This is a genomic window from Bradyrhizobium sp. USDA 4538 (assembly GCF_024171045.1).
GTDB lineage: Bacteria > Pseudomonadota > Alphaproteobacteria > Rhizobiales > Xanthobacteraceae > Bradyrhizobium > Bradyrhizobium australafricanum.
Window position 1 is genome coordinate 7561023 of the sequence record NZ_JALJZE010000001.1, and the last position, 21552, is coordinate 7582574.

Sequence of the window (21552 nt, forward strand, 5' to 3'; positions counted from 1 at the left end):
GCGCGCGGCCCGCCAAGCTGCGGCCGGCGATCGGGTTGCCGTCGCCTTGCCGATTCGACGCCGTCAGGATTTGACGGAATCGATCCGCAGTGCATTCTCGCCATTCATGGGACGCTTCAAGAATAGCCGCCTGGCGCGCATGAGCAGCGGCCACTATTGCCTGATCCGGGATCTCGGGCTGGTAAAGGGCGGCAAGGGATTGCGGCACCATGAGGTGATCATCGATTTCTCGTGGCGCGGCCTGCTCAAGCTGGCCCTGAGTGCGGGTGCAGGCGTCCTGCGGCGGCGCGCATCCGTGCGCATCGAGACAGCCGAATAGCGCCACGCCGCGTCATGACGCGGCGTGGCCTGCAGCCAGGATGCGCGAGATCATCGCGTGAGGCTCACGCGCTTCGCAAACAAGTGTTCGAGTTCGGACGACGTGATCGCAACATTGTCAGAGCTTCGCCTATGACGATCGCGCGGTGTGCCACGCCGCGCGCTGCGCTATGCGCCGATTGCGATCAACGTGGTCCATCTGCACAGGTGCTGTCGCGCTGCTTCGCTGGTTTTACCTCGGCAGCTGCGGCCGCGGTGGAAATTTCGGCCGCGATCGCCATCAGCGTTGTCGCGACCAATCTGTTCAGGATGTGCACGATCATGGTCTCCGATTGTCGATGTCGGATTGTTCGCAACGCGGAATGATTTCGTTACGCGGCCACCGTCTCAACCCGCTGCAGGCGGCTCACTTGCGCGTGAGGCGGCGCCGTTGCTGGGCGACAATTCGGTGATGTAAGGTGCCGCAGCCAAGCGGTTGGGGCTGCGATCCGCGCTCCGGCCGAAACAAAGAAGAACAGGGCAAGAAAAATAAGGGAAGGAACGGATCTCACATGAAGGATTTCGCCGGAAAGATTGCCGTCATCACCGGTGGCGGCACGGGCATGGGGCGCGAGCTGGCACGGCAGCTCGTTGCCGAGGGCTGCAATGTCGCGATGTGCGACGTCTCGGCCGAGGCGATGGCCGAGACCAAGCGGCTCTGCGAGGTCGAGAAGCTGCCGCAGGGCCTGCGCATCACGACCCACATTGCCGACATCTCGATCGAGGATCACTACAAACGCTTCCGCGATGAGCTGATCGAGCAGCAGGCGACCGACAAGATCCACCTGCTGTTCAACAACGCCGGCATCGGTGGCGGCGGCAGCCTGTTCTCCAACACGCGCGAGCAGTGGGAGCGCACCTTCAACATCTGCTGGGGCGGCGTCTATCTCGGCGTCCGCACCTTCCTGCCGCTGTTGGTGAAGGCCGACGAGGCGCACATCGTCAACACCTCGAGCGTCAACGGCTTCTGGGCCTCGGTCGGCATGGGCGTGTCGCACACCGCCTACAGCGCGGCGAAATTTGCCGTGAAGGGATTCACCGAGGCGATGATCAACGATCTCCGGCTCAACGCGCCGCATGTGAAGTGCTCGGTCGTGATGCCCGGTCACATCGGCACCTCGATCGTGTCGAACTCGCGCAAGGTCCAGAACGGCTCCGACCAGCTCAACGCCGACGAGCTCAAGCAGGCCCGTCAGCGTCTGCAGGGGCAGGGGATCGACGTCGCCAAGATGTCGGACGTCGACATCCAGCAGCTCGCGCTCGATCGTGCCCGCATCTTCCACGACGAGGCACCGACTTCGGCCGCGGCCGCCGCCAAGATCATCCTCGACGGTGTGAAAGCCGAACGCTGGCGCATCCTGGTCGGCGACGATGCGCATCTGCTCGACGAGCGCGTGCGCAAGACGCCGGAACAGGCCTACACGCCGGAGTTTTATCAGGACCTCGTGGCAGCAACCGGGTGGAAGGTCGGCTGAACGGCCGTCCCGCATCGCGTGGGGACGGCTTCACTCAAGCGCTATCCGCGCATCGCGCGTTGGCGCGATCCCGCTTGATAGGCGAGGCGGTAATGCCCTGAGCAATAGGGCATGCCGCCGAGCGGTGTGTTGCCGCAGAAGCAGAAATCATCGGCGCCCGGGGTGCTGATCGGCCAGCGGCAGCGCTGCTCGCTCAGCTCGAACAGCGAGCAGCTGTTGGCGCTGACGATCGGGGCGTCGTCGGGCTCCTGCTCGTAGACCGCCTGGAGCAACCGGAGCTGCTGCTTGGCAGTCGCCCGTTGCGCGGCGTGGGCGGCGGATTTCTTGCGCCGCGCCCGACGTTCGTCCGGCGTCGTGCGTGTGAGGTTCAGCCGCGACAGCTTGCCGATCACCGCATTGCGGCTGACGCCGATATTGACGGCGATGTCGCGGCAGGAGAGGCCGGCTTCAAAGTAGATCTTGAGTTGGTCGACGCGCTCCGGCGTCCAGGTCTCTTGGATGGCAATCATCTGACGGTTCCACGTTCTGTGTTGAACCGCCGCGCCGGCACACGCGCCCTTAGTTCTTGAGCATGATCTTTTCGGAAAACCGGTTTCCACTTTTCCGGATCATGCTCTCAGGGCGTGCGGCCGTTGTCGCGGATTGCAAGCAACCCGTCCTTGATGGCGAGCCGAATGCCTTCCTCGATCAATGTCCGTGCGACGCCCGGGACGCTCGTGCCGTGGGTGCCCTGTCTCACCAGCTTCTCGAGGTATCCGATGGTCGAGAGCGCCAGCGTGACCGGGACGCGGTCGGTTTCGGCCTTTTCCGTAGCCATGGTGAAACGCTTAACCCCGAACGCCTGTACTGAAAAGTATCTATTTAGAGTCTATTTAGGAATGAGGCGGTTCGTCAAGCCGTGGGCGGCAAGAAACAGCCAGCCGCGCCCAAGCGCGCTGGAAGCGAGTTCCAGCGCGCGGGTGTCATCGAATTATTGAGATAGATGAAGGTGTTAGGGCCGTAACTCGACCTTGACCGGGAACTTCTTGAGAAGCCGCTCAGCCTTCTCGGCCTTTTCCGGAGGCGCGCTCACGCTCAGGTACAGTCCGCGCGACGGGTCGGTGATCGCGTCGACAGTGACCTCGCCGGACAATCCTTCCAGCGCCAGCAACTCGCGCGCCGCCTCGCCGGCGGCGATCTCGCGCAGCTTCGGCTTGAAGATCTTGCCGACCGGAGTCACCGGCATCTCCGGAATCACCGACACCACGCGCGGGCGCGCCGGCGGCTCTAGGATGTTGTCCTGCACGAAGGCGGCGAGCGCGTTCGGATCGATATGGGTGCCGGGCTGCGCCGAGACGAACAGCATCGGCACTTCGCCGGCGTAGGTGTCGGGACGTCCGACGGCCGCGGCAAGCGCCACGCCCGGAAACGCCAGCGCGGCGTCCTCGATCGCGCGCGGATCGATGTTGTGGCCGCCGCGGATGATGACATCCTTGGCGCGGCCCATGATGTAGACGAAGCCGTCAGCATCGATCCGGCAGATGTCGCCGGTGCGCAGCCAGCCGTCGCGGAACGCCTCCTCGGTCTGCTTCTTGTCGACATAGCCGGCGAACACCTGCGGGCCCCTGGTCAGCAGTTCGCCGACCGGCGAAGGCCACGGTCCCGTGTGGAGCTTGCCGCCGTCGAGGATCGCGAGTTCGACCAGCGGATTGCGGGTGCCGACGCTCTCGGCGCGCGGCTTCACACCGTGCACATCGTGAGTGATGGCGCCGGCGAGCTCGGTCATGCCGTAGAGCTGCTGGATGCAGGGGCCGCCCCAGGTCGCAAGATAACGGCGCTCGATCTCCGGCGGGCAGATCGAGGCGCCGGTGGCGGTGACGCGCAGGGTCGAGATGTCGCTGTCCGCGACCGGGATATCGGCGAGGGCGCCAAGTATCGTCGGCACGTTGCCGGCGATGTTGATGCGGTACTGCTCGATGATCTGCCAGAAGTGCCGGACCAGCGCCGGATCGCGCGCGCCGGCGGGACCGGGGATGACCATCGTCGTGCCGGCCGCCAGGGAATTGGCCGTGGTGCAGAAAAGGCCGCCGACATGGAACAGCGGCATCGTGATCATCGCGCGCTCGCCGCGATGGAAATCGAGCGCCATCCGCGAGGATACTGTGGAGGCGACCATCGCGCGGTTGGTGAGCCGCGCCACCTTGGGATGGCCGGTAGTGCCGCCGGTCGGGAGCATCACGGCGACGCGGTCGGCCTCGCTCATGTCCTTGGACTTGCCGTAGTCGTCGCGCCAGGCGGGATCAGGCCGCAGCACCTCACCGTCGAAGGCGATGCTGCCGTCGAGCGGCACGATCACAATGTGCTTCAGGGAAGGCACCTCGCGCTGCAGGCCCTCGACCCTCTCATAGAGCCCGCCTGGCATGCCCGGCGGCGGCGCCAGCAACAGCTTCGCGTGGATCGCATTGAGCTGGGCGACGATCGCTTCGCGCGTGAACAGCAAATTGAGCGGCTCGGCGACGCCGCAGGCGGCTGCGCCGAAGATCGCGACGACGGTCGCGGGGCACGCCGGGAGCAGGACAGCCACCGCGTCGTCCTTGCCGATGCCGTGCTTACGGAAATAGGTTTCAGCGGCCTTGATGCAGCCCATCAAGTGATCGTTCGAGATCACGACCGGATTGGGATCGAGCGGCGAGCGCAGATAGATCGCGGCTTCAGCGTCCGGCGCGCCCTGCGGGCCGCGGGCAATGAGGTCGAGGATGCGCGGGCAGGCGGCGAGCGTCTCCTGCATCTCCCTGTCGCGCGCAGCCTCGTCGGCCGGCGAAAGCCTGTCCTTCAGCATATCCGTCCCCGTCCATTCTTGTTCGTTGGGACGGGGATTGTATCGAGCCGTGCTCGCGGAACACAAGTGCGGCCATAGCACTCAGTCATCCCGGGGCGATGCGCAGCGTCGAAACCCGGAATCTCGAGATTCCGGGTCTGGTCCTTCGGACCATCCCGGAATGACGATCTCAGCCGTGGACCACGGATTTGGCGATCATGCAGTGGATGCCCTTGGAGCCGTTGACCGTCTGCGTCACGCGCAGGTCGGCCGCCAGACTGCACAGCGTGTAGGCATCCTCGCGCGACAGATTGCGCTTCTCGCCGAGCAGCACGATCATGTCGCGCAGCGCCCGCACCACGCACTGGTCGAGATCGGGATCCATCGCCATGGTCATGTAATGATCCGCGGTCTCTGCGCGCGGATAGGCGAGCTTGATATCCTTGCGCAATGTGAGGCGGAAGCGGCCGGTCAGCGCGGTCTCGATCGCGGTGACGCAGACCTCGCCGTCGCCCTGCACGCCATGGCCGTCGCCGCAGGAGAACAGCGCGCCCGGAACGAACACCGGCAGATAGAGCTTGGCGCCGGCGCCGAGCTCCTTGTTGTCGAGATTGCCGCCCATCGCGCGCGGGATCAGCGAGGAGATCCGGCCCCAGGCCGGCGGCGGCGACACGCCCATCACGCCGAAGAACGGCTTGAGCGGCAGATCGAGCCCCCAGGGCATGCGGCCGACCATGCGCCCGCGATCGAGCGGGATGTTGAGGACGCGTGTTTCGTGGAAATCGTCGGGCAGGGTGCCGGACAATGGCTTGATCAGATTGTAACCCCAGTCCTGTCGCAGCTGAACGTCGAGAATATCGACCTCGAGCACGTCGCCAGGTTCGGCGCCGGCAACGGCGATCGGGCCGGTCAGAATGTGTCCGGGTACCATCCGCTCGCACTTCGCATGGATGTCGTCGAGCTCCGGCGGAACGAAGAATTTGCCGCGGTCGGGCACCACGTCCGGGCCGCCGCTGACGGTCTCGATCGTGATCTCGTCGCCGCTCGCAACGGTCAGAACCGGTTTCAGCTTGGCTTCAAAGAAGCCCCAATGGCAGGTTTCAGGGCTCGACTTCAGATGATGATGGGTCATGTGACGGCTTTTGATTAGTTTCCCAGCAGCGTATGACGCTGTAGCAGAACTTCGCAGGGGCTTCTCTTGTTTTTTGTGCTCTCCAAGACGCTCGGCATCATGCTGTTGCCGATCAACTTCCTGATCGGTATCGGCGTGATCGGCACCGTGCTGCTGTTGACGCGGTTTGCGCGCCTCGGCCGCAGGTTGATGGTGGCCGCGCTGCTGCTGCTCGCGATCTGCGGCTTCTCGCCGCTCGGCAATGTCCTGATCTCCACTTTGGAGCAGCGCTTCCCGCCATGGGACGCCTCGCGCGGCGTGCCGGACGGCATCATCGTGCTCGGCGGCTCGATCGATGCCGATCTGTCGGTTGCGCATGGCACGCCGGTGGTGCGCAGCGCGGCCGATCGCGTCATCGCGGCGGCGACGCTCGCGCGCAGATATCCGAATGCGCGCCTCGTGTTCACCGGCGGCAGCGCGAACCTGATCTCGAACGATGCGCGCGAAGCCGACTATGCCGCCGAGATGTTCGAGGGGCTCGGCATTGCCAGGTCGCGATTGATCATCGAGCGCCGCTCCCGCAACACGGTGGAGAACGCCGAGTTCTCCAGGGCACTGGTCGATCCCAAGCCGGGCGAGCGCTGGCTGCTCGTCACCTCGGCCTACCATATGCCGCGCTCGGTCGGGCTGTTCCGCAAGGCGGGATTCAACGTCGAGGCCTATCCGGTCGACTGGCGCGTCGGCAATGTCTTCAGCTTCGCGACGCTTGCGATCGAGGGCCTGTCGCGCACCGATCTCGGCACACGCGAGTGGATCGGGCTTCTGGCCTATCACCTGGCCGGCCGAACCGATGATTTGCTGCCGGGGCCGGCCGCGCGCTGAGGCGTAGGCACTTGTCGCCTCCAACGGCCAATCCTAACATCGACGCAACAGGCGGCGCCAAGCCGCCGATCACGGGAGTTCACGCCATGCAACAGCAGACACCGCCGGAACAGTTCGACCTCGGCGCAATCGTCACCGATCTGAACAATCTGCTGCGGCTGAAGACCACGGTGATCGGCATCAAGATGTTCGCGCGCGCCGAGGAGATGGAGGCGATCCCGAAGATTCGCCGTCCGTCGGCGGTCCACACCACGGACCAGATCGTCAGCATGGCCTCGCGGCTCGGCTGGACCGTCGGCATCACCGGCGACGATCTGGTCGGCGCGCAATGCCGCGCCGTGATCGGGCTCGCGCCGCAGGATGAGAAATGGCTTGCCGGCGAGAACTATGTCGGCGTCTGGCACGGCACTGCCGAAGACGCGCGCAAGCGCCAGGAGGCGCTCGACGTGGTGCCGTACGGTCAGTACCAGGCGATGGCGGTCAGCCCGCTGACCAGCGGACGGCTCAACCCGCCCGACATCTGCCTGGTCTATGCGACGCCGGGCCAGATGATCATCCTGATCAACGGGCTGCAGTACACCGGCTACAAGAAGTTCGAATGGGGCGTGGTCGGCGAGACCGCCTGCGCGGATTCGTGGGGGCGGGCGCTGAAGACCGGCGAGCCGAGCCTGTCGCTGCCGTGCTTCGCCGAGCGCCGCTATGGTGGCGTGCCGGACGAGGAGATGCTGATGGCACTGCCGCCGGCCTATCTGGTGAAGGCGATCGCCGGCATGAAGCAGCTCGCCAAGAACGGTTTGCGCTACCCGATCGCGCCCTACGGCATCCAGGCCGACGTGCGCGCCGGCATGGGCGTCTCGTACAAGAAATAGCCGATTGCGTCGCCGCGCCCGCGATGACAAAAGGGCGCCCAATTCGCTGCGCAGGGAGCCTGATCCATGTCCTCGTCGAAACTCGACATCGTCGTCTATGGTGCGACCGGCTTCACCGGCCAGCTCGTCGCCGAATATCTCGCGGCGCATTATCGCGTCGGCAGCCTGAAATGGGCGATGGCCGGGCGCAGCAAGGACAAGCTCGCCTCGGTTCGCGACGCGATCGGCGCGCCCGCCGACACGCCGCTGATCGTCGCCGATGCCGGCGATGCCGCCTCGCTGAAGGCGATGCTTGCGCAAACCAGGTCTGTCATCTCGACGGTCGGACCGTATCAGCTCTATGGCAACGAGCTGATCGCGGCCTGCGTGGAAAGCGGCACCGACTATTTCGATCTCTGCGGCGAGCCGATCTGGATGCGGCAGATGATCGACAAATACGAAGCCGCCGCGAAGGCCAGCGGCGCGCGCATCGTGTTCTCCTGCGGTTTCGACTCGGTGCCGTTCGAACTGGGCGCGTTCTTCGTGCAGGAGGAAGCGAGGCGCGTGTTCGGCGCGCCGGCGCCGCGCATCAAGGGCCGCGTGCGCGACATGCGCGGCACGCTGTCCGGCGGCACCGCGGCGAGCGCCAAGGCGACCTTCGATGCGGTCGCCAAGGACCTCAGCCTGGTTGCGATCCTCAACAACCCGTTCGCGCTGACGCCGGGCTTCGAGGGTCCGAAGCAGCCGCGCGGCAGCAAGCCGGCCTATGAGGAGGATTTGCACTCCTGGACCGCGCCGTTCATGATGGCGCTGATCAACACGCGCAACGTGCACCGCTCCAACATGCTGATGGGCTTTCCCTACGGACAGGACTTCGTCTACGACGAGATGGTCCTGACCGGCCCGGGCGAGAAGGGCGAGGCCAACGCCAAGAAGGTGATGGCGTTGAATTCCGAGAAGACCGGCCCAAGCGCGCCGAAGCCGGGCGAGGGGCCGTCAAAGGAGGAGCGCGAGAACGGCCGCTACGATCTGCTTTATCTCGCGGTCGCGCCTGACGGCCGCATGGTCCGCGCCGGCATCAAGGGCGATCGCGATCCCGGCTACGGCTCGACCTCGAAGATGATCTCGGAATGCGCGATCTGCCTGCTGCGCGATACACCCGACGTCGCCGCCGGCTTCTGGACGCCGGGAGCCGCGATGCAGCACAAGCTCATCAGGCGCCTGGTCGATCACGCCGGGCTGACCTTCGAGGTCGAGAAGTAGCTTCGCTTACCTCGCCCCGCTTGCGGGGAGAGGTCGGATCGCTTCGTCAGATGCGATCCGGGTGAGGGTACAGGTCCGTCCGATCGCATTGCTCGTGGAAAGAGCCCCTCACCCCAACCCTCTAAGAGCGAGCTTCGCTCGTCTCGACCCCGTGAAGGACGGGGAGAGGGAGAGGCGCTACGCCGCCGCCCGCGGATCATACGCGTACATGAAGTCCATGCCCTTGGACGACACCGGCAGCAGCAGCTTCAGCATGTGATCGCGGAGCCAGGCGCCGGTCGGGCTGAACTCACGCTTGCTGTTGCCGTTGCGGCGGGCGATCGCCACGATCTTCTCGGCGCGCGGGCGCCGCTCGTGCTCGAAAGCCTGGAACGTCATGCCGAGCTCCTGGCCGCCGCGCATCAGGATGCCGAGCCGCAGCGCGTCCTCCAGCGCCAGCGATGCGCCCTGGCCGGCATGCGGGCTGGTGGCGTGCGCGGCGTCGCCGATCAACAGCGTGCGCTTGCGCGACCAGGTCGGCAGCGTCGCGACGTCAAGCGTGTCGGTGACCACGATATTCTGGGCGGCTTCGATGATCTCGGGGATCGGCGCGTGCCAGCCGGCGTGGAAATCGCGCAGATGCTGCCTGATCGCGTCCTGGCTCCGCAGGCGGTAGGCCGCCGCGGTCATGCCGTGCGACGGCTGCGTGCTCCACCACATCGCGCCCGTGTCCGGATCGGGGCTGCACATCCCATAGCCGAAGAAGCCGCTCTGCCCGAACGTGGTCGCCACCCTCTGGCCGATCGGCAGCTTCTCGATCACCGCGCGGGGCACGAATCCGCCGAAGCCGATCAGCCCGGTGTCGAACGGCGTCGGGCCGTCAGGGATCACGTGGCGCCGCACCGCAGAGTGCACGCCGTCGGCACCGATCACGAAATCGCCCTCGGCGGTGGTGCCGTCGTTGAAATAGGCGATCACGGGCTGGTCGCCGCGGTCTTCGATCTTTACAAGTTTCTTCTCGAAGAACACCGAGACGTTGGAGGCCCAGGCCTTGTCGATCAGCGTCTCGTTCAACGTCGCGCGGCACATGTTCACCGCGGGCTGGCCGAAGCGCTGCTGCATGTTCTGGTTGAGCGAGCCGAGCTTCTTGCCGCCCTGCGAATAGAAGTCGAAGGACTCCGCGATCGAGCCGTTTCGGATCAGTTCGTCGGCGAGGCCGAGCTCGGCCAGCACATGCATGCCGTTCGGCGCGATCTGAAGCCCGCCGCCGACCCCGGTGGAGTAGGGCCAGGCTTCATAGAGCTCGGTCTCGATGCCGGCGCGGGTCAGGAACATCGCAGTGACAGGACCTGCGATGCCGGCGCCGATGATCAGAGCTTTACGGGGACGTGAGGTCATGCCTTGCTCCATGCATCCGTGTGGGATAGGAAAGGTCAGTTGCTAATTATCTTAGTATATAAGATATTAGGCGAGTAAGATATAGGAGCCGATTTGTCAAGCACGACGTCGCGCGAAACGCTGATGCAGGAACTCGAGGAGGCGATGCGCCGGTCATCCGCGCAGGGCGTGATGTACGGCCAAGCCGTTGCAAACATGGCCGGAATCTCCAATTCCGACATGGAATGCATGGACATCCTGCATCTGGAGGGGCGGGTAACCGCGGGGCGTCTCGCCGAGGTCACCGGGCTGACCACCGGCGCGATCACCGGCGTGGTCGATCGTCTGGAGAAAGCGGGTTACGTGCGCCGCGAGCGGGACGAGAGCGACCGCCGCAAGGTCTTCATCTCGGTGGTGGAGGAAAAAGCGGCGGAGATCGGCAAGTTCTACGTGCCGATGCAGGAGGCGATGCTCAAGCTGTGGAGTAGCTACACCGACGACGAGCTGCGCTTGCTGCTGCGTTTCGCCAATGACGGCTACAAGGGCGTGCTGGAAGCGACCGGAGCATTGAAGGCGGTGATCGACATGCCGCCGGAGCAGCGCGCCAGCCTCAAGATGCCGCCGAAGACTCGTCGATGATCCGTGCCGACGTCGCGCGGTAGTGCTCGGCTGCCGCATACATGCCCCACATCGTGCCCAGCATCATCCAGAAGTGCCGCCAGTGGTCGGTATCGATGATGAAGCTCTCGCCGACGAAGCCGAGGAACGCCGAGAAGACCGCGAGATAGCCGCGCTGCCACGGCACCCGCATGTAGATGTAGCGGAAGCCGATGATCGCGGTGACGAACACCAGCGCCGGATAGCAAATCCCCGAGATCCAGCCGCCCGACATGAAGGCGTTGAGATAGGAATTGTGGGTGTCCTCGGGGAAGTAGGTGTGGAATTGCAGCGGCCCGATGCCGAACGGCAGCTCCAGCGCCATCTGGGCGCCGAGGATGTGGCGGCCGAACCGGCCGAAGCGGCCTTCGTCATAGCTCTGGTCGAAGCTCGCGCGCTGCTTGAACATGTCGGCGACCGAGCCGATCGAGAGCAGCACAGCGATCAGCGCCACGGCCAGGATCGCGGCGATCAAGGTCATCACGATGATGCGCGAGCGCTGCGCCTGCGAGCGGCTGGTGAACACCATCAGCGCCAGCATGAAGGCCGCGGTGATCACGAGGCCGCCCCAGGCGGCGCGCGAGAACGACAGCAGGATCGCGAGCGAGATGATGCCGAAGGCGATGGCGTTGCGGAGCGCCTTGCCGAAGCGGTCGGAGACCACGCTCTGCAGTGTGAACAGCGCCGGCAGGATCAGGAAGGCGCCGAGCACGTTCGGGTCCTTGAAGGTTCCGCGGGCGCGGTCATACAGCGTCAGCAGGTCGTAGCCGCCGGGCACCAGACGGAAGTAGCCGGCGATGCCGGCGAGCGAAGCGATCATCGCGCCGACGATCAGGCCGCGGCGCAGCATGTCGAGGCGGGCTTCGGTATCCTCCGACATCACCATCGCGAAGAAGATGACGGTGATGGCCATGTACCAGGAGGTCAGGATCCAGTTCACCACCTCCGGCTTGTCGAGGAACGGCACCGCACCGATGCTGTAGCCGACATTGAGCACGATCAATGTGAACAGCAGCGGCATGAACACCAGCCGCATGCGCAGGCCGGTGGCGAAGAACAGCACGCAGGCGGTCAGCGTGACGAGCTCATACGGGCTCGGCTCGATGAACACGATGGCGCCGGACGCGCCGGCCAGCCACACCAGCGCCCGCTGCAGCGCCAGCACGCCCGTTGGTGCTGATGTCAGCGAATGGGACGTCCCGGCTGTCGCCGCATAGGCCATCGGATACTCACGCAACTTGGTACAAGCACTCAACACATTGCTTCGTCATTGCGAGGAGCGAAGCGAGGAAGCAATCCATCTATCCCCGAGCCGCGATATGGATTGCTTCGCTGCGCTCGCAACGACGTCAGTAAGTCTCAACCTTCAGTACGCGTTCTCGCTTTTGGTCAGCAGCGAGAACGGGGTCTTGAGCAGGATGTAGAGGTCGAACAGCACCGACCAGTTCTCGATGTAATAGAGGTCGTATTCGACGCGCTTCTGGATCTTCTCGTCAGTGTCGACCTCGCCGCGCCAGCCGTTGATCTGCGCCCAGCCGGTGATGCCGGGCTTGACGCGGTGGCGGGCGAAGTAGCCGTCGACCGCCTCGTCGAACAGGCGGTTCTCCAGCTTGCTCTGCACGGCGTGCGGGCGCGGGCCGACCAGCGAGAGATTGCCCTTCAGCACAACGTTGAACAGTTGCGGCAATTCGTCGAGCGAGGTCTTGCGGATGAAGCGGCCGACGCGGGTCACGCGTGGATCGTTCTTGGTCACCACCTTGGAAGCGGTGGGGTCGGCCTGGTGGTGGTAGAGCGAGCGGAATTTGTAGACGTCGATCCGCTCGTTGTTGAAGCCGAAGCGCTTCTGGCGGAACAGCACCGGGCCGGGGCTGTCGAGTTTCACCGCGAGCGCCACCAATCCCAACACTGGCAGCGCCGCAAGCAAGGCCAGACCGCCGACCACGCGGTCGAACAGCCATTTCAGCACCAGATCCCAGTCGGTGATCGGCGCCTCGAACATATCGAGCGTCGGCACCTTGCCGATATAGGAATAGGAACGGGGGTGGAAGCGCAGCTTGTTGGTATGGGCCGACAGGCGGATGTCGACCGGCAGCACCCAGAGCTTCTTCAGCATTTCCAGGATGCGGGTCTCCGCCGAGATCGGCAGCGCGAACAGCACGAGGTCGACGCGGGTGCGGCGGGCGAATTCGACGATGTCATCAATCTTGCCGAGTTTCGGTGAGCCGGCGCAGGTATTAGTGGCGCGATCGTCATTGCGGTCGTCGAACACGCCGAGCAGATGGATGTCGGAATCATCCTCGGCGTTCAGCGCCTCGATCAGCTGCTCGCCATTGTGGTCTGCTCCGACGATGATGGTGCGGCGGTCGAGCCGGCCGTCATGCGCCCAGGCGCGCACCATCGATCGCAGCAGCAGCCGTTCGGCGATCAGCACCGCAAGGCCGACGCAGAAGAACGACGACAGCCAGACCCGCGATACCTCGCCGCCGAGCTTGACCAGGAAGGAGATGCCGATGAACAGCAGGAACACGACGGCCCACGACGAGATCATGCGCGTCATCTGGCGAAGCTGGCCGCGGAAGATCTGCACCTGGTAGATATCGGCGGCCTGGAAGCAGACCACGGCGGCAGCCGACATGCCGAGGATCGATGCGATGTACCCCCAGTGAATACTGCCGCCGGCGAGCGGCCTGACATAGGCGAGATAGAGCCCGACGCCGACCAGGCTGAGCAGCACGAAGTCGGCGAGGCGAACCACGCCGGCGATCACAACCGGCGAGTAGGCGCCGCGAACCTTCTGGTTGGTAACGGCGAGCGCGGCCGGCGAGAGGCGCCGGCGCCGTTCGATCTGCGGCTGAGCGGCCGTCGCAGACGCAGCGGCATCCAGCATCGAGCGTGCGTTAAACGGTTCCACGAGTCCACGTCCATTCCTGCGCATGCAGATGGGCATCCGCGCGCAGCACGAAAATTCCCCCGGGCGTGACTTAAGGGGACAAATCGGAAGAAACGGTTACGTGTGCAAGAAGTGGTTAACGTTTGGCAAATGCGTCGCGATAGCCGGCCAGTACCCCCTCGACCATCGCGCTTTGCGAGAAATGTTCCGAAATCCGCTCGCGCAGTCTCTCGGCGCGCGCCGCGGTCGCGGCGGGATCGTCGAGCGCGGCCTTGATCGCGTCGGCCATCGCTCCGGCATTGCTCGGCGCGAACAGGGCGTCGGTGTGGGTATCGAAGATCTCCGGGATGCCGCCGACATCGGCTGCGATCATCGGAACGCCCGCCGCGCCCGCCTCGATCACCACATAGGGCATCGAATCGCCGCGCGAGGGCACCACGAGCAGGCTGCCCTTCGAGAAGCCGTAGCGCGCCTTGACGTGACCGATGAAGCGGACTGCCTCACCGAGCGACAGCCGCGTCACCTGCTCCTTGAGGCGCTCGAATTCCTCGCCGTCACCGCCGAGCGTCAACGTCACCGGCTTGCCCTCGGCGCGCAGCTTCGCTACCGCGTCGATCAGGAGATCGGCGCCCTTGATGCGCCGGAACTCGCCGACATAGGCCACGTCGGTGGCATCGTCGGCGCCGGGGACCGGTTCGAATTCCTCCGCGGTGACGCCGTTGAACACGCAGCGCACGAGGCCTGCCGGCTTGCCGACCGTGCGCTGATAGGTGTCGCGGGCAAACGCGCTCTCGAACAGGAATAGGTCGGTGCTGTTCATCAGGGTGCGCTCGAGCTGGCTGTAGAAGCGGCCCTTCCAGGTGTCGAGCGGGTAGTGCAGCGAGCCACCATGCGGCGTGTAGACCCGGATCACCTTGCTCGACCGCCGCCGCAGCCGGACATAGGCGCCGGCCTTGGCGCCATGCCCGTGGACGACATCGGGTTTCAGCTTGCGGATCAGGCCGGCGATGTGGGCCCAGACCATGAAATCGGCGAAGCGCGGCTCGCGGCGTATTGCCACGCGGTGGACGCCGAGCTTGAGCCGCGGCTCGATCTCGGCAAGCGCCGCGTCGGCCCGCGCGCCGCCGGTCAAACTGTCGGCGACGATGCCGACATGATGGCCGCGTTCGATCTGGCCGTTGGCGACGTCGAGGATGTGACGAATGATGCCGCCGACCGGGGCACGCACCACGTGCAGGATGCGGAGGGGCGGTTGCTGATTTTGATCCTGCGCCATCGATCAGAACCAGCGCTCGCCGACGAACACGGTGTCGCCGGGGCCGATCGGCGTGCCCAGGGGAGCGACGAAGCGGCCGGCGCCGGATGCATTGGTGTGGGTGACGGTAACCTCGTCGCGCCTGGCGCGCGGCGAGAAGCCGCCGGCGATCGCGATCGCGCTTTCGACCGTCATCTTGGGCACATAGGGATATTGGCCGGGGGCCTGGACTTCGCCGAGGATGAAGAACGGCCGGTAGGCCTCGATCTCGACTGCGACCGACGGCTCGCGGATGAAGCCGTTGCGCAGCCGCGCGGTGATCTCGGCGGCAAGCCCGGCGGGCGTCCGGCCGCGCGCCGGCACCGAGCCGATCAGCGGCATGGTGATCGCGCCCGCGGCGTCGATCGCATAGGCGTTGGTCAGCCCTTCCTGGCCATAGACCACAACGCGGAGCTTGTCGCCGGGGCCGAGATTATAGCCCTCGCGCGTCGGTGCGGGATCGGCATAGGCCACGGGCGCAGCATACGCCATCGGTTCGAGACCGGGGTCGCCGGCAAGCGGCGACGTTCGGCCCATGCAGCCCGACAGCGCGAGCGCAGCGACCAGACAAATAAGGGGAGCGCGCAGATCGCGCATGCAAGGAATCCCGCGACAATATCGGCTCCGATTAACGGCACCCATGGTTAACAAAGAATGACGGGGCGGGTGGTGGCGGCCATGCCCGTCAACCCCACCGATTAACCCAGCGGCAACCTTAATGGACTGTAATCGCCCCATTGAGATGGAGTCGCGGTGTCCGCGGGGGTTCGTTATGCGTTTTGCATTCTGGCGTAGAGGCAAGGATAAGGCCGTCGTGCAACGGGCGTTGCCGAAGTCTGCGCCCGTCGCCGACGAAGCTGTCGTGAAGCCGGCTGCGCCCAAGCCTGCTCCTGACAAGCCTGCGCCCGACAAGCCGGCGCGCCCGGCGGAGGCGGCCGATCTCGACCTGCACGTGCTCGGCCGCGCGCTGGCGCGCAAGCGCGGCTGGATCATCGTGCCGACGGTGCTGGTGTTCGCGTTGTCGCTTGCCGCGGTCAACGTCGTGACGCCGCGCTACAAGTCGGAAGCGCGAATCCTGATCGACAATCGCGAGAACGCCTTCCTGCGTCCGAACGGCGAGCGCGACCTGGAGCGCACCTCGCTCGACGCCGAGGCGGTGACGAGTCAGGTGCAGCTGTTGCTGTCGCGCGATCTCGCGCGCGACATCATCAAGAAGAACAAGCTGGCCGAGCGTCCGGAGTTCGATCCGGTGTTGCGGGGCTTTTCGCCGTTGAAGTCGCTGCTGGCGCTGTTCGGCATCGGCCGTGATCCGTTCAGCCTGACGCCGGAAGAGCGGGTGCTTGATTCCTATTACGAGCGCTTCCAGGCTTTTGCGGTCGACAAGTCGCGCGTCATGGTGATCGAGTTCCAGTCGGAAGATCCCGAGCTTGCGGCGCGCGTCGCCAACTCGATCGCGGACGGTTATCTCGTGTTGCAGCAGGCCGCGCGACAGGACCAGGCCAAATCCGCCAGCACATGGCTGCTTGGCGAGATCGACAAGCTGCGCACCAAGGTCGCGGAGGCGGATTCGCGCGTCGAGGAATTCCGCTCGAAGTCGAGCCTGTTCGTCGGCACCAACAACATCCCGCTGTCGAACCAGCAGATGGGTGAGCTGAACACGCAGCTCAACAATGCCCGCGCGCTGAAGGCGGATGCCGAGACCAAGGCGCGGCTGATCCGGGAGATGCTTCAGGGCGGCAAGCCGATCGAGGCGTCCGAGGTCCTCAATTCCGAGCTGATCCGCCGGCTCGCCGAACAGCGCGGCACGCTGCGCGCGCAGCTTGCCGAGCAGTCGTCGACGCTGCTCGACAACCATCCGCGCATCAAGGAATTGAAGGCGCAGATCGCCGATCTCGACAGGCAATTGCGCGAGGAAGCCGGCAAGGTTTCGCGCTCGCTGGACAATGACGCCCGCGTCGCCGATGGCCGGGTCATGGCGTTGCAGGCGAGCCTGGACCAGTCGAAGAGGCAGGCGTCGTCTAGCAATAGCCAGGACGTGCAACTGCGCGGGCTGGAGCGTGAAGCCAAGGCGCAGCGCGACCTGCTGGAGGCCTATCTCGCCAAGTATCGCGAGGCGACGGCGCGCGAGAACATCGAGGCCGCGCCGACCGACGGTCGCATCATCTCGCGCGCCTCGGTTTCGAATACGCCGGCCTATCCGAAGAAGCTGCCGATCGTGCTGATCGCGACGTTGGCGACGCTGCTGCTGTCGTCCGGCATCATCATTACCGGCGAGCTGCTGCGCATCTCCGCGCCCGGTGCGGTTGGCCGCGCCTTCGCGCCGGCGGCTGCCGTGATCAGGCGCCGCGAGCCGGTCATGGATGCCGCAACCGTGGACCAGCCCGCGCTGTCGCCCGAACCCGCGCTCGCATCGCCGGTCGCGCCGAAGCCGGCGGTGGAGCCCGAACTGCCGCTGGAGCCTGCGGCTGCCTATGAATCTCCGCCGCAGCCTGATTCCGCCCAGACCGCCGACGAGATCGATGAGCTCGCCGAGCGCCTCGCCGCCGCCGGTCCCGCCGCCCACAAGGTCACCGTGCTCGGCCCGGCCGCGGCTGATAGCGTTACGCTGACCACCCTGACGCTGGCGCGTCTGATGGCGCGCCAGGCCAAGGTCGTCGTCGTCGATCTCGTCGCGTCCTCGCCGGTACTGACGTCGGCGACCGTCGATCCGGCGGCGCCCGGCCTTGCCGAGCTGATGCAGGGCGAGGCGACCTTCGCGCAGATCATCACCAAGGATCGGCAGTCGCGTGTTCAGATCGTCAGCGCCGGGCGTCCGGGCTTCGATCGCTCGCATCTGCAATCGCCGCGGCTCGCACTTGCGATCGACGCGCTGCTCAGGGTCTACGACCACGTGCTGCTCGACGCCGGTTCGGCCGTCGACCTTCCGGCCGAACTGCTGACCGCGAAGGCGCAGGCGGTCGTCGTGCCCGACGCCGCCATGGCGCAGGATGCCCGCCACTCGATGGTCGAGCAACTCAGGGCGGTCGGCTTCGCCGAAGTGACGATGCTGAGCAAGCCCTGCGCGGCGTCGGAAGCGGCTGTGAGGAGCCCGCGGGTGGTGGCTGCCTGAGCGCCGCCGTCAGCCCGTCGGGGTAAATCCTGTCGCCCGCACGATCCCTTTCCAGCGATCGGATTCGGTGGCGAGCAGTTGCGCAAAGTCATTCATCGCGATTGCGTCGACGTCGACCGACAGTTTGGCCATGCCGGACTTGACCTCGTCGCTGCGCAATGACGCCTGGATCGCACCGTTGAGTTGCGCGACGATTGCGGGAGGCGTCTTCGCCGGCAGGAAGATGCCGAACCAGGTCACGTCCTGAAGCGCGGGGTAACCGGCTTCCGCCACCGTCGGCACATCGGGGAGAGATTTGAGACGGCTGGGACCGGTCGTCGCAAGAGCGCGAAGCTGTCCGGACTGGACCTGGCCCAGCAGGCTGTCGATCGGCATCACCGCCGACGCGATCTCGCTTTTCAGGAGATCCTGGACCGCCCCTCTGCCTTGATAGGGCACGTGGAGATAGTCGAAGCCCGCGGTCCGGCCGAGCATCGCACCGATGAAATGCAGCGTGGTGCCAACGCCCGGCGTGCCGTAGGTCGCCTGTGTCGGGTTGGCGCGGCACCAGGCGACGAAGTCGGCGAGGCTCCTGACATCGTTCGGGACTTTCGGGCCGATCGCCAGCAGCGTCGCGAATGAGCCGACGGTTGATACCGGCGTGAAGTCCTGCGGTGCGTATGTCAGCGACTTGTAGGTGTGCGGAAACAGCGCGATGAATCCAAGCGGCGCGAGCAGCATGACCGATCCATCGGCCTCGGCGTTCTTGACGGCCTCGATCGCAATCCGGCCGCTTGCGCCGGGCCGGGTCTCAACGACGATGGAATCGGCATAATCCTGCATCTGCCCGGCGATGAGCCTTGCGACGGCGTCCGGCAATCCGGGCGTGTAGCCGGTCAGGATATGGGCGGTCTTCAGGCGGGGCTGCGCGCCGACTGGCCGGACCAGGCCCGCGGCGGCGAGCGCGGCACCTGCCGCTGACGCGGTCAGGACGTCGCGACGGGTCAACATGCATGCCTCCAAGGTCATGGAGTCGCGCCGTCCGGGGCGCGACGATCTGCGTCATCGCACGCGGAGGATGCGTGAGGCGGGGATAAACGTCCAATGCTAGTGTCTGAGGCTTCCATAACCGTTTTGGTAAGGATCGCTGATGCAGGACATCGAGCGTGCCCGACGCCGGATCAAGCTGCGCGACCTGCACATCCTGCTCGTCATCGCGCAGCGCGGCAGCATGGCGAAGGCTGCCGCGGAGCTCGCGGTGTCGCAGCCGGCGATTTCGCGGGCGGTCAGCGACATGGAGCACGCGCTCGGCCGTCGGCTGCTCGATCGTTGCCGTACCGGCATCGAACTGACGGCCTATGGCCATGCTCTGGTGCGACGCGGGGTCTCGATCTTCGACGAGCTTACCCAAGGCTTGCAGGAGCTCGAGTTTCTGGCCGATCCGAGCATCGGAGAGTTGCGCATCGGCAGCACGGAGAGCATCGCAGCGGGCTTGCTCCCGGTGGCGATCGACCGCTTCACGCGGCAGCATCCCGGCATCCGCATCAATGTCGCGCAGACCGTTCTCAGCGATCTGCGCTACCGCGAACTGCGCGAGCGCAACATCGATCTGTTGCTGGGATGGACGCCGACACCGTTTGACGAGACAGACCTGGCGGTCGAGCCCTTGCTCGATGATCAGCGCGTCGTTGTCGCAGGAAAGCGAAGCAAATGGGCGCGCGCATCCAGGCTCGAATTGGCCGACCTCGCACACGAGCGCTGGGTGTTACCTCCGCCGGACACCTTTCCGGGCGCCGCAGTGGCGGAGACGTTTCGTGAATTCGGAATGCAGATGCCAAGCGCGCCGATCACGACGCTGTCGCTTCATTTGTGCTGCCGGCTCGCCGCGACCGGCCGCTTCATTACGGTGCTGCCGGGCTCGGTCGCGCGGTTTGCCGGCGGCGATCTCGGGCTGAAGGTGCTTCCGGTTCAGCTTCCGCGGGCGGCCGCCGTCTCGGCCGCGATCGTCACGTTGAAAGGCCGCACCTTGGGCCCGACCGCCGAGATCTTCATCGCCTGTATCCGTGAGATCGCCAAGGCGGCCGCAAGCAAGGCGGCCGCCGGCAAATGACGGATATTACAGGCGCCGTTCCGCGCAGGCGCGTTTAGTGCGCCATCATCGGCTCGCGCGCGGTTCGCTCGAGCACCGGATCGATCCGCAGCCTGATCGTGACCAGCGCGCCGATCAGTCCCATCACGGCGAGCAGCAGCAGCCCTGCCGTAAAGCTGCCCGTCAGGTCCTTCAGATAGCCGACGGCGAATGGGCCGGCGAAGCCTGACAGGTTGCCGAGCGAGTTGATCGCCGCAATGCCTGCCGCCGCCGAGGCGCCGGTCAGGATGCCGGCCGGCATCGGCCAGAACATCGGCGGCACTGCCGACACGCCGATCTGCGCAAGGCAGAGCAGGGCGACGATCAGCACCGGATTCGATACCAGCCCGGCAAGGCCGATACCGACGGCGGCGAGCGTCAGCGCGCCGGCGACATGGTATCGCCGCTCGCCGGTCTTGTCGGAATGGCGGCCGAGCAGCACCATGCCGACCGCGCCGAACACGAAGGGCAGGGCCGCGATCAAGCCAGTCTGGGTGTCGGTGACGCCAAACGCCTTGATGATGGTGGGCAGGAAGAATGCGACGCCGTAGCTTGCCGCGTTGAGGCAGAAATACACGAAGGCGCAGGCAAGGACCCGCGAGTCGGTGAGCGACTGCAGAACGGAAATATGCTCCACGGCCTCGGTTTGCTGCCGCTCGCGCTCAAGCGTGGTCTGGATCCACTTGACCTCGTCGGGCTGCAGCCAGCTTGCCTGACGCGGAAAGTCCGGCAGGAAGGTCAGGACAGCGAAGCCGACCAGGACCGACGGCAATGCCTCGCAAACGAACAGCCACTGCCATCCGGTCAGGCCGGCGCCCGACAGGTTGAGCAGCAATCCCGAGATCGGCGCCCCGATGATGCTCGAGATCGGGATCGCGAGCATGAACAGGCTGATGACGCGCGCGCGGTACACCGACGGGAACCAGAGCGTCAGATAGAAGATGATGCCGGGGAAGAAGCCGGCTTCGCAGGCGCCGAGCAGGAGGCGCAGGAAGTAGAAGATCCATTCGCTCGACAGGCCGCTCGCCGCGGACATCTGCGGGATGAAGGCAAATGCGGCCGAGACGATGCCCCAGCTGATCATGATGCGGGCGATCCACCGCCGCGCACCGAACCGCTCCAGCAGGATGTTGGAGGGCACCTCGAAGAAGAAGTAGCCGATGAAGAACAGACCGGCGCCGAGCCCGTAGGCAGCCTCGCTGAGGCCGAGCGCCGCGTTCATGTGCAGCTTGGCGAAGCCGACATTGACGCGATCGAGATAGGCCACGAAGTAACACAGGATGAGGAACGGAATCAGCCGCCGCATCATCTTTCCGATCGCGCGCTTCTCGACATCGTCGCTCATCGTTCCCATCCCTTCCTGTTTTTCGATTCGGCAGACGATCACTGCGCTGTTCGGGGCGGCA

20 protein-coding genes are annotated in these 21552 nt (G+C 65.5%); 8 read left to right on the top strand and 12 right to left on the bottom strand.

Features of this window, described 5'->3' with window-relative positions; genetic code table 11:
• Positions 1-139 precede the first annotated feature (139 nt).
• Positions 140-319 (top strand): hypothetical protein, encoded by a 180-nt coding sequence (locus tag J2R78_RS34680; RefSeq protein ID WP_050999539.1) that lies wholly within the window; start codon positions 140-142, stop codon positions 317-319.
• Between the two features lie 184 nt (positions 320-503).
• Here the strand turns inward: J2R78_RS34680 and J2R78_RS34685 are convergent, their stop codons facing one another.
• Positions 504-641, bottom strand: coding sequence for a hypothetical protein (locus J2R78_RS34685; protein ID WP_253608412.1), 138 nt, complete (start codon positions 639-641; stop codon positions 504-506).
• A 228-nt stretch (positions 642-869) separates the two neighbouring features.
• On the opposite strand from J2R78_RS34685, the gene J2R78_RS34690 reads away from it, so the two are divergent.
• Positions 870-1832, top strand: a complete 963-nt coding sequence (locus J2R78_RS34690) for an SDR family oxidoreductase (protein ID WP_253608413.1) — start codon at positions 870-872, stop codon at positions 1830-1832.
• Positions 1833-1873: 41 nt separating this feature from the next.
• On the opposite strand, the gene J2R78_RS34695 is transcribed toward J2R78_RS34690, so the two are convergent.
• The 4 genes from J2R78_RS34695 to J2R78_RS34710 form a co-directional block, all read right to left on the bottom strand.
• Positions 1874-2341 carry a GcrA family cell cycle regulator gene (locus J2R78_RS34695; RefSeq protein WP_076825272.1) on the bottom strand — a complete coding sequence of 156 codons (468 nt, stop codon included), beginning with the start codon at positions 2339-2341 and terminating at the stop codon, positions 1874-1876.
• A gap of 107 nt (positions 2342-2448) precedes the next feature.
• Positions 2449-2649 carry a hypothetical protein gene (locus J2R78_RS34700; RefSeq protein ID WP_016844973.1) on the bottom strand — a complete coding sequence of 67 codons (201 nt, stop codon included), beginning with the start codon at positions 2647-2649 and terminating at the stop codon, positions 2449-2451.
• A gap of 174 nt (positions 2650-2823) precedes the next feature.
• A complete protein-coding gene (locus J2R78_RS34705) occupies positions 2824-4650 on the bottom strand; it encodes an AMP-binding protein (protein ID WP_253608414.1) in 1827 nt (608 codons plus the stop codon).
• Positions 4651-4819: 169 nt separating this feature from the next.
• Positions 4820-5761 carry an acetamidase/formamidase family protein gene (locus tag J2R78_RS34710; protein ID WP_028340203.1) on the bottom strand — a complete coding sequence of 314 codons (942 nt, stop codon included), beginning with the start codon at positions 5759-5761 and terminating at the stop codon, positions 4820-4822.
• Positions 5762-5827: 66 nt separating this feature from the next.
• Between J2R78_RS34710 and J2R78_RS34715 the strand changes: the two genes are divergently transcribed.
• The 3 genes from J2R78_RS34715 (at position 5828) to J2R78_RS34725 (ending at position 8733) form a co-directional block, all read left to right on the top strand.
• Positions 5828-6622, top strand: coding sequence for a YdcF family protein (locus tag J2R78_RS34715; protein ID WP_253608415.1), 795 nt, complete (start codon positions 5828-5830; stop codon positions 6620-6622).
• A gap of 86 nt (positions 6623-6708) precedes the next feature.
• The gene (locus J2R78_RS34720) at positions 6709-7491 is read left to right on the top strand and encodes a DUF169 domain-containing protein (protein ID WP_092077950.1); all 783 of its coding nucleotides are present in this window, start codon (positions 6709-6711) and stop codon (positions 7489-7491) included.
• A 66-nt stretch (positions 7492-7557) separates the two neighbouring features.
• Positions 7558-8733, top strand: a complete 1176-nt coding sequence (locus J2R78_RS34725) for a trans-acting enoyl reductase family protein (RefSeq protein ID WP_253608416.1) — start codon at positions 7558-7560, stop codon at positions 8731-8733.
• A gap of 177 nt (positions 8734-8910) precedes the next feature.
• On the opposite strand, the gene J2R78_RS34730 is transcribed toward J2R78_RS34725, so the two are convergent.
• The gene (locus J2R78_RS34730) at positions 8911-10110 is read right to left on the bottom strand and encodes an NAD(P)/FAD-dependent oxidoreductase (RefSeq protein ID WP_253608417.1); all 1200 of its coding nucleotides are present in this window, start codon (positions 10108-10110) and stop codon (positions 8911-8913) included.
• Positions 10111-10233: 123 nt separating this feature from the next.
• Here J2R78_RS34730 and J2R78_RS34735 point away from each other — a divergent pair, with 123 nt between their 5' ends.
• A complete protein-coding gene (locus J2R78_RS34735; RefSeq protein WP_141341084.1) occupies positions 10234-10728 on the top strand; it encodes a MarR family transcriptional regulator in 495 nt (164 codons plus the stop codon).
• Here J2R78_RS34735 and J2R78_RS34740 read toward each other — a convergent pair.
• The 4 genes from J2R78_RS34740 to J2R78_RS34755 form a co-directional block, all read right to left on the bottom strand.
• Positions 10700-11968 (bottom strand): O-antigen ligase, encoded by a 1269-nt coding sequence (locus tag J2R78_RS34740; protein ID WP_253608418.1) that lies wholly within the window; start codon positions 11966-11968, stop codon positions 10700-10702. The two genes, J2R78_RS34735 and J2R78_RS34740, sit on opposite strands and share 29 nt — an antisense overlap.
• A 144-nt stretch (positions 11969-12112) precedes the next feature.
• Complete coding sequence (locus J2R78_RS34745; RefSeq protein WP_092077940.1) at positions 12113-13657, bottom strand: undecaprenyl-phosphate glucose phosphotransferase; 1545 nt, start codon at positions 13655-13657, stop codon at positions 12113-12115.
• A 115-nt stretch (positions 13658-13772) separates the two neighbouring features.
• Positions 13773-14912: a glycosyltransferase family 4 protein gene (locus tag J2R78_RS34750; protein WP_168855926.1), complete on the bottom strand. Its 1140-nt coding sequence runs from the start codon at positions 14910-14912 to the stop codon at positions 13773-13775.
• 3 nt (positions 14913-14915) lie between these two features.
• Entirely contained in the window at positions 14916-15527 is a 612-nt protein-coding gene (locus J2R78_RS34755; RefSeq protein ID WP_253608419.1) for a polysaccharide biosynthesis/export family protein, read from the bottom strand.
• A 175-nt stretch (positions 15528-15702) separates the two neighbouring features.
• On the opposite strand from J2R78_RS34755, the gene J2R78_RS34760 reads away from it, so the two are divergent.
• Positions 15703-18039: a GumC family protein gene (locus J2R78_RS34760; protein WP_253608420.1), complete on the top strand. Its 2337-nt coding sequence runs from the start codon at positions 15703-15705 to the stop codon at positions 18037-18039.
• Between the two features lie 9 nt (positions 18040-18048).
• Here the strand turns inward: J2R78_RS34760 and J2R78_RS34765 are convergent, their stop codons facing one another.
• The gene (locus tag J2R78_RS34765; RefSeq protein ID WP_253608421.1) at positions 18049-19029 is read right to left on the bottom strand and encodes a tripartite tricarboxylate transporter substrate binding protein; all 981 of its coding nucleotides are present in this window, start codon (positions 19027-19029) and stop codon (positions 18049-18051) included.
• Between the two features lie 139 nt (positions 19030-19168).
• On the opposite strand from J2R78_RS34765, the gene J2R78_RS34770 reads away from it, so the two are divergent.
• The gene (locus J2R78_RS34770; protein WP_253608422.1) at positions 19169-20128 is read left to right on the top strand and encodes a LysR family transcriptional regulator; all 960 of its coding nucleotides are present in this window, start codon (positions 19169-19171) and stop codon (positions 20126-20128) included.
• A 34-nt stretch (positions 20129-20162) separates the two neighbouring features.
• Here the strand turns inward: J2R78_RS34770 and J2R78_RS34775 are convergent, their stop codons facing one another.
• Entirely contained in the window at positions 20163-21500 is a 1338-nt protein-coding gene (locus J2R78_RS34775; RefSeq protein ID WP_016844958.1) for an MFS transporter, read from the bottom strand.
• Positions 21501-21552 lie beyond the last annotated feature (52 nt).